The 13,050-nt window shown below is 60.4% G+C and carries 15 protein-coding genes; 5 read left to right on the top strand and 10 right to left on the bottom strand.

The genetic code is table 11. The annotated features are described in order from the left end of the window. Nucleotides 1-102 precede the first annotated feature (102 nt). The gene (locus tag B3098_RS12935) at nucleotides 103-663 is read right to left on the bottom strand and encodes a cytochrome b (RefSeq protein ID WP_286896726.1); all 561 of its coding nucleotides are present in this window, start codon (nucleotides 661-663) and stop codon (nucleotides 103-105) included. Between the two features lie 2 nt (nucleotides 664-665). After that, nucleotides 666-1,700, bottom strand: coding sequence for a catalase family peroxidase (locus tag B3098_RS12930; protein WP_313065505.1), 1,035 nt, complete (start codon nucleotides 1,698-1,700; stop codon nucleotides 666-668). Between the two features lie 387 nt (nucleotides 1,701-2,087). Here B3098_RS12930 and B3098_RS12925 point away from each other — a divergent pair, with 387 nt between their 5' ends. After that, nucleotides 2,088-2,603 (top strand): sigma-70 family RNA polymerase sigma factor, encoded by a 516-nt coding sequence (locus tag B3098_RS12925; RefSeq protein ID WP_286897096.1) that lies wholly within the window; start codon nucleotides 2,088-2,090, stop codon nucleotides 2,601-2,603. After that, nucleotides 2,600-3,337, top strand: a complete 738-nt coding sequence (locus B3098_RS12920) for an anti-sigma factor family protein (protein WP_286896725.1) — start codon at nucleotides 2,600-2,602, stop codon at nucleotides 3,335-3,337. Before B3098_RS12925 ends, B3098_RS12920 begins: the two co-directional genes overlap by 4 nt. Before the next feature lie 100 nt (nucleotides 3,338-3,437). On the opposite strand, the gene B3098_RS12915 is transcribed toward B3098_RS12920, so the two are convergent. Further along, nucleotides 3,438-3,770 carry a hypothetical protein gene (locus tag B3098_RS12915; protein ID WP_286896722.1) on the bottom strand — a complete coding sequence of 111 codons (333 nt, stop codon included), beginning with the start codon at nucleotides 3,768-3,770 and terminating at the stop codon, nucleotides 3,438-3,440. A gap of 516 nt (nucleotides 3,771-4,286) precedes the next feature. Here B3098_RS12915 and B3098_RS12910 point away from each other — a divergent pair. Beyond that, nucleotides 4,287-5,927, top strand: a complete 1,641-nt coding sequence (locus B3098_RS12910; RefSeq protein WP_286896720.1) for a TIGR04141 family sporadically distributed protein — start codon at nucleotides 4,287-4,289, stop codon at nucleotides 5,925-5,927. Nucleotides 5,928-5,972: 45 nt separating this feature from the next. Here B3098_RS12910 and B3098_RS12905 read toward each other — a convergent pair whose 3' ends face one another. The 7 genes from B3098_RS12905 to B3098_RS12875 form a co-directional block, all read right to left on the bottom strand. Next, on the bottom strand, nucleotides 5,973-6,551 hold the full coding sequence (locus tag B3098_RS12905) for a hypothetical protein (RefSeq protein ID WP_286896718.1): 579 nt from the start codon (nucleotides 6,549-6,551) through the stop codon (nucleotides 5,973-5,975). 289 nt (nucleotides 6,552-6,840) lie between these two features. Next, nucleotides 6,841-7,569, bottom strand: coding sequence for a hypothetical protein (locus tag B3098_RS12900; RefSeq protein ID WP_286896716.1), 729 nt, complete (start codon nucleotides 7,567-7,569; stop codon nucleotides 6,841-6,843). Between the two features lie 63 nt (nucleotides 7,570-7,632). After that, a complete protein-coding gene (locus tag B3098_RS12895) occupies nucleotides 7,633-7,947 on the bottom strand; it encodes a helix-turn-helix domain-containing protein (RefSeq protein ID WP_286896714.1) in 315 nt (104 codons plus the stop codon). After that, nucleotides 7,944-8,282 (bottom strand): toxin, encoded by a 339-nt coding sequence (locus tag B3098_RS12890; protein WP_286896713.1) that lies wholly within the window; start codon nucleotides 8,280-8,282, stop codon nucleotides 7,944-7,946. Before B3098_RS12890 ends, B3098_RS12895 begins: the two co-directional genes overlap by 4 nt. A 270-nt stretch (nucleotides 8,283-8,552) precedes the next feature. Continuing rightward, complete coding sequence (locus B3098_RS12885; protein WP_286896711.1) at nucleotides 8,553-9,173, bottom strand: class I SAM-dependent DNA methyltransferase; 621 nt, start codon at nucleotides 9,171-9,173, stop codon at nucleotides 8,553-8,555. 49 nt (nucleotides 9,174-9,222) lie between these two features. Then, a complete protein-coding gene (locus B3098_RS12880) occupies nucleotides 9,223-9,549 on the bottom strand; it encodes a hypothetical protein (protein ID WP_286896709.1) in 327 nt (108 codons plus the stop codon). A 122-nt stretch (nucleotides 9,550-9,671) separates the two neighbouring features. Beyond that, on the bottom strand, nucleotides 9,672-10,865 hold the full coding sequence (locus B3098_RS12875; RefSeq protein ID WP_286896707.1) for an acetylornithine transaminase: 1,194 nt from the start codon (nucleotides 10,863-10,865) through the stop codon (nucleotides 9,672-9,674). A gap of 228 nt (nucleotides 10,866-11,093) precedes the next feature. Here B3098_RS12875 and B3098_RS12870 point away from each other — a divergent pair, with 228 nt between their 5' ends. Together B3098_RS12870 and B3098_RS12865 are read left to right on the top strand one after the other, a co-directional pair. Then, nucleotides 11,094-12,059, top strand: coding sequence for a Bug family tripartite tricarboxylate transporter substrate binding protein (locus B3098_RS12870; protein WP_286896706.1), 966 nt, complete (start codon nucleotides 11,094-11,096; stop codon nucleotides 12,057-12,059). Between the two features lie 199 nt (nucleotides 12,060-12,258). Continuing rightward, nucleotides 12,259-13,032: an SDR family oxidoreductase gene (locus B3098_RS12865; protein WP_279971351.1), complete on the top strand. Its 774-nt coding sequence runs from the start codon at nucleotides 12,259-12,261 to the stop codon at nucleotides 13,030-13,032. Nucleotides 13,033-13,050 lie beyond the last annotated feature (18 nt).

Raw genomic sequence — 13,050 nt, 5'->3', positions numbered from 1 at the left:
GACGATGATGGCAATTAGCGCCCGTGTGGCGGTCGCTCTGGCGTTGCACCATGCGGATGCCCCACGGCGACCATCCGCCGTGGAAGCAATCTGGCGCAGGGCCTAGGTCGGCTTGGTGCGACCCCGCGTCATCGATTCCAGCACGCCGTCCCGTCGTATCCAGCCATGAAACAGGGCAGCGGCCAGATGCAGCAGCACCGTCGCGAACAGCAGGAAGGCCAGGTAGCGATGCGCGCCCCGCAGCACACTGAACAGCGCCGCATCCGCAGGCGCAATGGGCGGCAACTGCCATCCGCCCGCCACGACCGGATAACCACCCGCCGACACCATCGCCCAGCCGATCAGCGGCATTGCGAACATCAGCGCATACAGCAGGACATGCGATGCCAGCGCTGCATGACGCTGCCAGGCCGGCAGATCCGCCGGCAAGGCAGGCGCGCCCTTGATGATGCGCCTGGCCAGCCGAATGCACACCAGCGCCAGCAATGCCAGGCCCAACGGCTTATGGATCTGCACCAGCCACTGATGCCGCTCGGACACCGACGCCACCATGCCCACGCCGATAAACAGCATCGCGAGTATGCCGGCCGCCATCGACCAATGCAGCACGCGTGCGAACAGGCTGAACGTGGCGGGCGGGCGGCGGTTTTGATTGGGCTGCATGTTCATTGAGCGCGCTCCGGTTGGGTCGAATGGGATGACGCAGCGGGTGCTTTAGGCGGTCCTTCGCCCGTGCGGCGTTCATAAGAAGCGGCATAGGCCGCGGATCGCGCCGCCAGCAGTGGGTCGTCGGACACGGCGATGCCTTGCGGCAACACGGTCGGGTCATAGTTCACGTCGCGGCACGGGCCGTCGCTCTGCGGCGCGCTGCTGGTTATCACCACGGTGCCGGCGTCGACAGTCGGCCGGTCCGCCGGCCACTGCCGGGTGGCATCGCTGGTGGAATCGCCGGGTTGGCCCAGCGTGAGCAGCAGACGCCAGCGCAACGGTCCTTGCGTCAGGCGCCGTTGCAGATCGGATTGCAGATAGTCGGCATCGTGTCCCGGCTGCGCCGCAGGTGCCGCCGCCGCATCCAACGGCGCCAACTGCCAGCGCACCGGCTGCCGCTTTCCATTTCCATCGATCAGGTAGAACGCATTCAGGCCGTAATAGTCTTCGGTGGCGTAACTGGCCGAAGGCTTGGCGGTCTTGGCCCACGCAAGGAACGCCGCAGCTTCAGGATGCGCCGCGAAGAACGCCTGCATGCGCTGCGGATCGGGCTTGCCCGTCTTGGGATCGGGCCGGCCGGCAAGTTGCTGATCGTAGAACGCTTGCGGCGTCGACAGCGGAAACACCGGCATGCTGTTCATGCCGGTTCGCCACTGTTCGCCATTGGCCGACGTGAACATCAAGGCAAAGCTGCGGATCGGGACGCTGGAGTCCGACGCGTAAGGATTGCCGCCGGGCAGGGCCAGCCGTCCCACCACCGGCGTGCTGCCGGGCGCGAACACCGAGGCGGTGGATAAGTCGTGGGCAGCGCCGCTGCTTTCGAAGCGGCCGATGACACAGACGCCTTTGGCATGGTTGCGGCGAAATCCCTCGTGCACGCCGCTGTTGGCTTCCAGGGCGTTCACCACGCGATCTGGGGTCAGGCGCTGAGGGTCGAGCCAGCCGCCAACGTAGGCGAACGCGGCGCCGGAGGCGAGCACGATGGCGCCGATTGCGGTGAGGCGAAGGAGGGTTTGGGGAGTAGCGAGCGGCCGGGGCTTTTGGGGTCGGTCTTCCGAGGGCTGGCCACCTGCTTGCCGTTCACCCGAGGGCTGGCGATTCGGCGGCAGGCGGTCCGGCGGCTGGCTTCCTGGTGGCGTTTGACCCGGCGGCGGGCCGTTGCGATCAGATCCTTGTTGCATAAGGCTCCTTGCCCATGGGGCGATGAATACCCCTGTAGGACGCCGCGCCAGAAAAGTTATTCCGCCATGGAATAAACCCGCCGGGGCGGCGTCTTACTGCATTGACCTGTAAGCTGGCTACGCAGGCCTTCCCAGGAACCCGCCATGATTCAACCGGTCCGCGTGCCGCCCGACGCGCCGGCATCCCCCGACGACGAGATGCCAGCGGAAGAAATCTCCGACGCCGTGCTGCGCCAGCTACTGCCGCGCCTGCGGCGTTTTGCGCTGCGCCTCACGCGCGATGCGGTCGCGGCCGACGACCTGGTGCAATCCACGTTGGAAAGAGCGCTCACCCGCTGGCGCGGCCGCCGTCCGCAAGGCGACGTGCGCGCGTGGCTCTTCACCATCCTGTACCGCCAATTCCTGGACTCCCAACGCCGCTCGCGCCGCTATGCGCGGCTGCTGTCATGGTTTGCCGGCTCCGACGCCGCCGCGCCGTCGGCCGAGCGCGAGGTCATCGCGCGATCTTCCCTGGATGTCTTCGAACGCCTGCCCGAGGCGCAGCGCACGCTGCTGTGGCTCGTCAGCGTGGAAGGCATGAGCTACAAGGCCGTCGCCGATGTTTTGGACGTGCCGCTGGGCACCGTCATGTCGCGCCTGTCCCGCGCGCGGAGTGCCTTGCGTGAATTGCATGAGGGGCAGGCCGGCGAGGCTCGTCTGAGGATATTGAAATGAAAGAACGCGCTATTGATGATCTGACGCGTAATGCGTATGTGGACGGGCAGTTGGATCCGTCGCAATTGCAGGAACTGCAGGCGTATTTGCGGGCGCATCCTGATGAGGCGCAGGAGCTAGAGGCTTGGCGTCGGGATGCGCAGCGGCTGAGGGAAGGGGCTTGCGGGGATGGTTTGCCGGGTAATCCTGCGTTGGATCCTGCTGCGGTGCGCGCGGGGCTAAGAGTTCGCGCGCGGCGGCGGATGGTGATGGTGGCTAGTCTTGTTGTGGCGGTGGCGATTGGCGGCGTCACGGGATGGAGTGCGCGCGATACGGCCTTGGCGAATCGGGTGCTGCCGATGCAGGATGCGATGCAGGCTTATCGGTTGTTTGCGTCAGCGGATGCGCCGCAGCCGGATGTGCGGGCCGATGCTGGGGATTTGCAGGGGTGGTTGGATGCGCATTTTGCGCATGCCGAGCGGTTGCCTAATTTGAGCGATAGCGGGTTTAGGCCTGTTGCTGCGCGTTTGTTGGCTACCGATCAGGGGCCGGCGGCGCTTGTTATTTATGAGAACGCGGGGCAGCGCGCTACGTTTTATATTCGGCCGCCTGGGCCGGGGGGGCAGTTTCTGGCGCAGGGGAGCCGGAGGGATGGCGAGCTGCTGGCGCGGTATTGGTCGGGGCAGGGGTACAACTATGCGTTGGTGACGGCGGGGGATGTGCGCGGTCAGAACATGCAAGTGGGTGAATCGTGAGGCCGCGGAGCGACTAACGCCTCAGATCGCGCAAGTTTTCGTCGAAATCTAACGGCTCGGGCCTGTTGCACATCGCGGCAGGCCCGAGCCGTTTTTGCGCCTACTGAATCGACGCGGGCGCGTCATGCGTCGGATCAGCGCAATCGGCGTCTTGTGCGCACGCTCGTGCCGTTTCCAGCATGGCCTCAGTCATGATGCCCATGTGCTCACACAGTCCTTCCACGCCGCCCAACAACGCGGCAACGGTCCATGCGTCCAGCGGCTGCGCGCCGGTGGCGTCGGGTTCGGAGGCGCTGTTGCCGATAAGGCGGGCGATCGACGCGATGGCATACCGGGCGCGGTCGATGTTGTAGAGGTGAGAGAGCGGAACCAAGCCGTACTCGGGATTGGTGTCGACGGACCAGGGGTTCTCGATGAGGGGGTGGGATCGCATGGACTTCCTCCGACGATATGGAAATCCCGCTGCCCCACTTCCAAATGGGGCGGGCGGGCACAGGACAAGGTTGGAAGACCGGGTCGTCGGAACCGGCGTACGACTAGCGCACCCCTGCCAAGGCCCGCCCATTGGGCGTGCGAAGGCGTGCTGACCAAGAGGTCAACACCGACGAATTTACCGGCTTCCACACCGCGCTACCGTTTGTGGCGGTAGTCGAGGAGTATACGGCGTCCGCGTCAGTCCTCTCATTGAAGATGGATAAATCGGCGTCGCGGGTAACGGGAACGGTTCTTGCCTATTCCGACCACGGACGCATTGCGATTTATCTTAGGTAGACTAATCCGTCGATGTGCAGCCAAACAAAATTAAATCCGACGCGCCACGTATAAGGCACAGCCAATGCTTTGATCAATACCGAAGCTGGCGATCTGTTAAATTCCCATCGGCTGAATGTAGATGTCGGGCACAACGCACTCCGTCCAATTAATTACCTTGGAATCTCAAAAATGACGGATGTTTGAAGCATGGGGAAATGAGATGGCTAAATGCTACCGCCGATTGAACCTGTTTTTGGCAAAACCGTTAGGCGACGGGCAAGTGTTTGCGGACCTCTTGACTGACGCACCTGTTGACACCTATCCAATGGCGGACCGCTTAGGCCTCGACGGAGTCCTTTACGTGAGGAAAAGCGAGCATAAGAGACCGAGCTGGGGTTCTTTGCTCGATGAGATCGCTGGTCGCGATATACCAGATCTCGCAAATCGATCGTGTTCTGCCGCGCTAGTGCTTCGTGTCGACGGCGACATCTTCGCCTTCACCTTTGGCTATGGCCGATATCTGATCGAGCAGTCACTGTTCGTTCAAGACTTTGGCCTGCGGGCAGCGCTAAACACGCTTGATGAGAAATCGTTGCGCAGTGTCGATTTGCACACCCTCGAAGACCAACCTGTTCAGAAGAAGTCTCAGGCTGCTCGCGACTCTGAGCTGGGCGTCTTCGGAATTGATATCTTGCGTGACGTTCTTCGAGCTGTCACCGGCGTTCCCAAAAGAGGAGTTGGTCTTAAGCAGATCGCGGGCGGTGACGCCATGTTCTCCTTCAGTATGACGATGGAAGCCGCAGATTTTCCAGCTTTGGCCCGACGAATCAAGGGCTACTACGACAATGAGGACTACAAAACATCATTCTCGTGGGTGGACAATGTTCGCCGTGTAAAGGATGATACGTCGATAAATTTGCTAAACAGGCAATTGGTTCAAGCCATCTCTGCGCGCAATCCAGAAATTGTGATTACGCTGCCAGAGATTGGCGCTTGGGACACGATTCTGGGCTTCAGCTTTACACGCAATAAAGACAGCATCCACCCCGTCATTAGATCGCTTGACTATATCGACACCATTCCTGATTTGCAGCAACTAACGGTAGAGGGCTTAAAGCGCGATAGGCTTTTCGTCCACAATGTCGATGGCTACATCATCGAACATTCAGTTTATCGCTGCATCTACTTTGAAATCATCGATGGCGACAAGACCAAGATCATCTTCGATGGTAAGTGGTACGAAATCGATGCAGCCTTTATTGGTCGTATCGCCGAGACATTAGACCTAATTCGGATTTCGACCCTTCCATTTCCTGCGGTGGAGGTGTGGGATGAAGACGGGAAATCGAGGATTGAATCCGAGGGCGACTACAACATTCGAGCTGCCGCGACCCATGGCTATTTCCTCATGGACAAAGAACTTGTTAAATCAGACCGCGCCACGTCACCTATAGAACTTTGTGACCTCTTTACTGCAGATAAGCAGTTGGTGCATGTTAAGCATCGAAAAGGCGGGTCGGCGGGATTAAGCCACCTCTTTGCTCAGGGCAACGTGGCCGCCGAAATTATGCTTGGTGACAGAATGTTCCGCCGAAAGGCACGAACTGTTCTGCGCAGGGTAGATCCTGACGCTGGAGATCTTGTGCCTCTGGATAACCTAAGAAGTGCAGACTATGAGATCGTCTTCCTAATCTTGGGTGAGGAAAGTAGAACGCTTAAGCAAAACTTGCCTTTCTTCAGCAAGGTCAACTTGTCGAAAGCGTTCGAAAACCTCACCCAACGAGGATTTCGGGTGTCAATTGCTGGAGCTGCAACGACACCCCGCGTTATCGCCTAGTTGGCGAGTATGCAGAGACGCTCTCGTTGGGGAGTCCCCAGCGGCTCATACATTCGCACGCGCCTTACGCCAATGCTCAAGCAACTCGGTGTTTCCCGAGGCGACTTGAATAAGCATCTGAAGCGTTAGGACTGGGCCGGGGACAATACCCTCCTCATCAATGTCTTTTCCGTCGAAGTCCGGATTTGTCGGTATTTCAACATTGACCACCCACCAAACGCCGATTTTGCGAAGTAGCGCTAGCAGCGAGTCAAATTGGACTTCGTGTGGAGATTCCACCTGACCCGTCACTACACCAAAAAGCTCATGAGCTAGGATATTGCGCGTTTTCTTCAGTTGTTCGAAAAGCGCCAGATCTTCGTCGCTAATGGCATCGTGCTCACGCAACCATTGAAGCGATGCGTAGAGTGGGCTCTTGTTCTTGGACAGAACTTTAGACTGATATTCCGGTTCGACGATAGGGCCGTGTTCACTTAGCCCACTCGTGTAGAAACCACGAAGATCGTCCACGATTGAGTCCTGAAGGATCTCAAAAGCGGTGATAAACATCGTTGCCATGAAAAGAGATGGGCGGACTTCATCGGGATCTAAGAATCGCTCCCATTGGTCGGCAGTATTGCTCATCACGAACTTAGCTCAATGTATCCCGCAGCACTCGCGGTTCGGGTTGTTCAGAATACGCGCGCTTCTAGCAGAAAAAACGCCGCTTCTCCATGCAAGGCCTCGGACGTGCACGTTGCATCGATATCGCACAGAGATCGCGCTTCATCGCTCAGAGATCGCGTCGCCTTTACGACTCGCAAGGCCGTCATCCCACCTGCATATTCACAGCTGAGAGTCGGGTTTGCAGAAATTCGGCCAAATAGGCACATTCCTACGCACATTAGCTACAGAGAAATTCAGATCCGAACAATTAAGCGGCGCGGGCAGCCTGCGCCCGCGCGACCGCATCCGCGAACTGAATAGTTTCCTCCAGTCTCATCAATAGCGGCGCAGTATTCCAAGCGCCGCCGCCAAACCCCGTGGTCGTGTAAATAAGCCCTGTGCGTAGCAGGCTACCCATTAACGACCAAATCTCTGACTCGTCGTAAGTCCCCTTTAGGTCTGCCAGAACCTCCATCTGTAGGCCATGATCGACGGCGTCTCCACCGATCTGCTTTCGACGGATAAAAGCAGCGAGAACTACCATTTCATCGTGACGGAGGGATTCGATCGCTTGAGAGAGATAGAGGAAATCGTCTGGCACGATGGCGCGCGATCCATCACCATAGACGACCAAGCGGGCAAGCAATCGCAGATTCTCGTAAGCCGCGCCGACTGAGGCAGCACGAACATATCGCACGGTCCGGGCAGCTGTGCTTTCAGGGTCAGACTTCAATCGATCCCAAGCATCGGCGCGCTGGATCTCATCAAGGAGCACCTGCTCCGCCTCCTGCGCCTTCCTCTGCAAATGCAAACCAAGCATCTCCTTTGCGAAAGCGGCGAACACGCCAACCAGAGGGTGAGTGGCTCCAGCAACGGCGGCAACTACCGATGCTCCTCTCTCAATATCGGTTGCGGTTGTCTCTTTCAATTTCGCACCTAAGCCAACGGGATCGTCAATGAACCAATTCAATCCAAAACGAAGGAAGGTTCCGGGCAAAACACGCTTCGCCCCGGGGGCAGTCTACGAGATGCACTGGCAGCGTTCGCGATTGCCAGCGCACTAAACGTCCGCCAAACGCTCCACCGTATCCGGAAACCTCTCAACCAGCCGAATCAACAACGCCGCCTGCGCGTTCGGTTTCGCGCGGCCTTGCTCCCAATTCTCCACAGTCCGAGGATTGGTACGCAGGTAGTGCGCAAACACCTGCCTCGACAGCTTCAGCCGCTCTCGCAACGCCAACAGATCTTCTGCAGTCACTTCCGGAGCAGGCTTGAGTTCAACCTTATGCGTGCGCAGCGTCCGCTTGCCTTCCCGCGCCTCCGCTAGCGCCTCAAACCCTTCCGCGATCTCCGAGTACAAGTCTCGCTTCTTCATAGCCTAATCTTCCTCTCATGTTCGAGCATGCCCTTGAGCGCCTGTTTAGCTCCAGCGGACAGATCCTTCATTTCGTCCTTGTCGAACAGCGTAAACAGCCAAAACTGCGACCCGCCGTCCCACCAGTAGTAGATGACTCTCAGACCGCCGCGCTTACCTTTGCCGCGGCGGGGATCGCCATGGCGTAGCTTGCGCAATCCCCCTGTGCCCTCAATGACGTCACCCGCTGCGGGGTGCTTCATCATTGCGTGTTGCAGGTCAAGAAAGGCGTCGTCATCCAGGTACTCGGCCCGATAGCGCGAGAACGCGGGCAATTCTATGAACAGGGCTTTCATCAATGTACGCAAGTTACGTATAAATAGCAACTGCGTTGAGGTTGGCCGCCATGCCTGAAACGGCTGCGTGCTCGCTATGGACATCCTGCAATAACACGCCATGGCTCAAGGCAGCGGCAGTGAGCCGTTCATTGTGGCGAGCCTCTCTTCACTGATGAATTCTGTAGACCCAATATCAGACGACGTAACAGTGCTGCCCCCTCAATTCGTCAGTTTCTGACGCACGCCCCTGCTTGATCCCGATCCAGACCTCGCAACGTTGCCAGCAAGTCAAGCCTTATCCCCAGCTTGTCTTGCCAACCAAACCGTCGCCCCTCCACACCCGGCATCCTCCACCACATGCCGCACCACCTCAAACCCACTCCCCGCCAACAACTCCCGATACTCCGCCCCCTCCAAACTCCCGTGATACAGCTGCCTCCCTTCAAACTCCCCAATCGCCTCACCTAACCCCGGCCCGCTCGTAAACATCAACACCGCCCCCGGCGCAGCCAGCCGCCCGAACTCCCCAAACATCCCCCGCTGATCCTCGGGCGACAAATGAAAAAAGCTATGCCAAGCGATCAACCCATCAAACGGCCCCACAACCGGCATCTTGCGCATATCCCCAGCAACCCACTGATGCTCAGAAAACGCCGCCTTCGCCCGATTCAGTAACGGCACCGACGTATCCACGCCCGTAATCCGACACCCACGCTCAATCAGATACTGAGCAATCGGCACCCCAAACCCGCACCCAATATCCAACACCCGCGGACTCGCCCCCGGCAGCAGCGCCAGAAACGCATCCAGCCACGCACGCTCGATCAGCCCAGTCCCACGCAACCGCACAAACGCGTCGGCATGCTCCCGATAGATCGACACCACGTCATCAGCAGGCGACTTGGACATCTTCAAACTCCCGTAACGGCGACCAAAACCCAGCCCCTTGGCGAGCGAATCAACCGCAAACGCCCGAATCCCCATGGAAGCACTCCCAAGCCTCCGCCTCAATATCCTCAATCACCACTCCATCCTCACCCGCGATGGTGAACTGCTCCTGGCAATCGCCAATACTCGCCGCCCCATCCAACCCCAGCAGCAACGAATACATCGTGTCCCGCAGCGCCAAATCCAAAACGCCACGCACGCCCTCAAGCTGCTCTGCCGACAGCCCCAGCCCCCGCACCTTGGCCGCGACCGCACTCCCACCGTCCGCCGCCATGAACGTCTCCAACAACTCACGCCGCAGCGCATTCCAGTTGCCGACAAATTCCTTCGCGTCCATTCGATTCCCTTAACGAGTCCCAACACGCGGCCGCCTACCCAACCCCAACCGCGATCCAATCAACCCAAAAAAACAGGGGCCGCATAATCGCGGCCCCTGCATTCACTACTTTCTAACTCTCATCAAGCCTTACGCACCTGCGCGATCAGCGCGTCCAGTTGCTTCAGCATCGAATCCACTTCCTCGGCCGTCACATTCAGCGCGGGCATAAAGCGCAGCAAATTCGGACGCGGGGCGTTCAGCAGCAGACCTTCCGGCGCCTGATTACGCGCAGCCTCGACAATCGCCGGACCATCATCACGATCCATCACCAGCGCGCGCAGCAGACCCATGCCGCGTTCGCCCTTCATGCCGTACTTGGCCGAGATGGCCAGCAGGCCTTCGGACAGTTGCTTGGCACGCGCATTGACCGCATCCATGAAGCCCGGCGCGCCCAGCGCGTCGAACACGGCGACGCCGACGGCGGTGGTCAGGGGGTTGCCGTTGTAGGTGCCGCCTTGGTCGCCGTGCTGGAACACGCTGACTTCCTGACGGGCCAGCAGGGCGGCCAGCGGCACGCCGCCGCCGATGCCCTTGGCCAGCGTCATGATGTCGGGGACGACGTCAAAGTGCTGGTAGGCGAACATCTTGCCGGTGCGGCCCATGCCGGTCTGGACTTCGTCGACGATCAGCAGCAGTTGGTTTTCATCGGCCAGCTTGCGCAGGCCTTGCATGAATTCCTTGGTGGCGGGCAGCACGCCGCCTTCGCCTTGGACGGGTTCGAGCATGATGGCGACGGTCTTGTCGTCGATCAGCTTGCGCACGGATTCCAGGTCGTTCAGTTCGGCCTTGGGGAAACCTTCGACCTGCGGGGCGAACATCTTGTCCCAGCCCGGCTTGCCCGAGGCGGACATGGTGGCCAGGGTGCGGCCGTGGAAGCCGTGGTTCATGGTGATGATCTTGTAGGCGCCGTTCTTCTTGACCTGGCCCCACTTGCGCGCGAGCTTGATGGCGCCTTCGTTGGCTTCGCCGCCGCTGTTGGCGAAGAAGACGCGGTCAAAGTCGGACGCGCCGGTCAGGCGCTGGGCCAGCTCGATCGAGGGGATGTTGTAGAACGCCGGCGACGGGTTCATCAGCTTTTGCGACTGTTCGACCAGCGCGCGCTGCATTTCGGGCGCGGAGTGGCCCAGGGTGTTCACCGCCCAGCCCTGCACGAAGTCCAGGTATCGCTTGCCCGCGTGATCCTCCAGCCAGGATCCCTTGCCGCTGACGAACACGAGGTCCGGGCGGGAGGTGATCTCCATGAGGGTGTCGACGTTGAACTGGCTGAATTCCATGGCGGTTCCTGCGGGATGTAAGGACAGGGGATGAGGGAAATTTCGGGGAACTTCCCCGGGGGAAGCGCGAAAAGGCAAATGTAGCACCGACGGGGGGATGCTATCGTGACGCTACCCCTCCGATCTGCCCCGGGCCGGCCTCACAAGGGCTGCCAGCGCGGGCGCTCTATTTTATGCAGGCGATGCGCCCCTCGCGCGCAGTCCGCCGTCGCTTTTTACTGACCAATCATGAAACGTATTCTTTCCAGTCTTGCCGCCGGCCTGGCCTTGGCCGCCGCCATGACGCCCGCCCACGCGGAATATCCCGACCGTCCTATCCGCCTGATCGTGCCGTTCCCGCCGGGGCAGGCGACCGACATATTTGCGCGCGCGCTGGCCGAGAAGCTGGGCGCGGCGGTCAAGCAGCCGATCGTGGTGGAGAACCGCGCGGGTGCGGGCAGCAATATCGGGATGGAGCAGGCGACGCGCGCGGCGCCGGACGGTTACACGCTGGTGATCGCGGGTAGCGCGGCGGCGGTGAATCAGACGCTGTACAAGACCATCAATTACAGCCTGACGAAGGATTTTGCGCCGGTGTCGGGGGTGTTCTCGGTGCCGCTGATGTTTCTGGCGACGCCCGCGTCGGGGATTACGTCGCTGCAGCAGCTGGTAACGCAGGCGCGCGCGAATCCGGGCGAACTGGCGTATGCCAGCGCGGGGATTGGCGGCACGCAGCATTTGTCGGCCGAGATGTTCAAGGCGGCGGCGGATATCGATATTCGCCACATTCCGTACAAGGGCAGCGGTCCGGCGCAGGCGGATTTTCTGGGGCATCAGGTGCCGCTGATGGTGGACTCGGTGACGGCGGGGTTGCCGCATGTGCAGAGCAAGAAGGCGGTGGCGTTGGCGGTGACGACGGCCAAGCGGTTGCCGCAGTTGCCGAATGTGCCGACCGTGGCGGAATCGGGTTATCCGGGGTTTGAGGCGATTGGCTGGGCGGCGGTGTTGGCGCCTAAGGGGACGCCTGCGGAGATTACGAATGCGCTTAGCAAGCAGATCGGGCAGGTGTTGAATACGCCGGAGATGCAGAAGTTCTTCCGGGATCGTGGCGCGGAGCCGATGCCGTTGACGCCTGAGGCGACTGGGACGTTTATTGCCTCGGAAGTGGATAAGTGGGGCAAGGCGGTGAAGCAATCGGGTGCGCAGGTGGATTGAGCGCGGGTTGCGATTGACGTTGCTGGAAGCCGTCCCTGAATTTGGGGCGGCTTTTTTATTGCCGATTACTGGACACCGCCCAGACCGCGCGCCGCGATTGGGTGGTTTTTCTGGATGATCCATCCAGCTTCAGGTGGTTTATCGGGCGCGGGCGCTTGCCTAAGCTCGTAGCTCCATCGACACCTGAAGGAGATTTTCCATGGCGGACCATTCGATCAAAGGCAAGGTCGCGATCATTGCGGGCGGGGCGAAAAATCTGGGCGGGCTGATTGCGCGCGACCTGGCTGAGCAGGGCGCCCGCGCGGTGGCGATCCATTACAACAGTGCGGCGTCCAAGGCCGAAGCCGAGGCGACCGTGGCGGCGGTGCAGGCTGCGGGCGCCAAGGCGGTGGCGTTGCAGGGCGACCTGACGACGGCGGCGGCAATGGAGAAGCTGTTTGCCGATGCGGTGGCGGCGGTGGGCAGGCCCGACATTGCGATCAATACGGTGGGCAAGGTGCTCAAGAAGCCCTTTACCGAGATCAGCGAAGCCGAGTACGACGAGATGACGGCGGTAAATTCCAAGACGGCGTTTTTCTTTCTGCGCGAGGCGGGCCGGCACGTGAATGACAACGGCAAGGTGTGCACGCTGGTGACGTCGTTGCTGGGCGCCTTCACGCCGTTCTACGCGGCCTACGCGGGCACGAAGGCGCCGGTGGAGCATTACACGCGTGCGGCGGCCAAGGAGTTTGGGGCGCGGGGGATTTCGGTGACGGCGGTGGGGCCGGGGCCGATGGATACGCCGTTCTTCTATCCGGCCGAGGGCGACGATGCCGTGGCGTATCACAAGACCGCGGCGGCGCTGTCGCCGTTCAGCAAGACGGGGCTGACGGATATCGAGGACGTGGTGCCGTTCATCCGTCATCTGGTGAGCGACGGCTGGTGGATCACGGGGCAGACCATCCTTATCAACGGCGGCTATACGACCAAGTAGGCGTCAGACCAGGGAGCG

Origin of the sequence: Achromobacter sp. UBA2119, from assembly GCF_002331005.1 — a bacterium.
Lineage (GTDB): Bacteria > Pseudomonadota > Gammaproteobacteria > Burkholderiales > Burkholderiaceae_B > Achromobacter > Achromobacter animicus.
The sequence above is the reverse complement of the archived record's forward strand: the minus strand, read 5'-3'. Positions and strand labels throughout refer to the sequence as shown.

Coding starts and splice junctions, on each gene's coding strand:
- B3098_RS12890 (WP_286896713.1), bottom strand. CDS start 8,282: ATGAAAGCCCTGTTCATAGAATTGCCCGCGTTCTCGCGCTATCGGGCC.
- B3098_RS12925 (WP_286897096.1), top strand. CDS start 2,088: ATGCCAGCGGAAGAAATCTCCGACGCCGTGCTGCGCCAGCTACTGCCG.
- B3098_RS12905 (WP_286896718.1), bottom strand. CDS start 6,551: ATGAGCAATACTGCCGACCAATGGGAGCGATTCTTAGATCCCGATGAA.
- B3098_RS12895 (WP_286896714.1), bottom strand. CDS start 7,947: ATGAAGAAGCGAGACTTGTACTCGGAGATCGCGGAAGGGTTTGAGGCG.
- B3098_RS12880 (WP_286896709.1), bottom strand. CDS start 9,549: ATGGACGCGAAGGAATTTGTCGGCAACTGGAATGCGCTGCGGCGTGAG.
- B3098_RS12885 (WP_286896711.1), bottom strand. CDS start 9,173: ATGTCCAAGTCGCCTGCTGATGACGTGGTGTCGATCTATCGGGAGCAT.
- B3098_RS12920 (WP_286896725.1), top strand. CDS start 2,600: ATGAAAGAACGCGCTATTGATGATCTGACGCGTAATGCGTATGTGGAC.
- B3098_RS12870 (WP_286896706.1), top strand. CDS start 11,094: ATGAAACGTATTCTTTCCAGTCTTGCCGCCGGCCTGGCCTTGGCCGCC.
- B3098_RS12935 (WP_286896726.1), bottom strand. CDS start 663: ATGCAGCCCAATCAAAACCGCCGCCCGCCCGCCACGTTCAGCCTGTTC.
- B3098_RS12915 (WP_286896722.1), bottom strand. CDS start 3,770: ATGCGATCCCACCCCCTCATCGAGAACCCCTGGTCCGTCGACACCAAT.
- B3098_RS12865 (WP_279971351.1), top strand. CDS start 12,259: ATGGCGGACCATTCGATCAAAGGCAAGGTCGCGATCATTGCGGGCGGG.
- B3098_RS12875 (WP_286896707.1), bottom strand. CDS start 10,865: ATGGAATTCAGCCAGTTCAACGTCGACACCCTCATGGAGATCACCTCC.
- B3098_RS12910 (WP_286896720.1), top strand. CDS start 4,287: ATGTTTGAAGCATGGGGAAATGAGATGGCTAAATGCTACCGCCGATTG.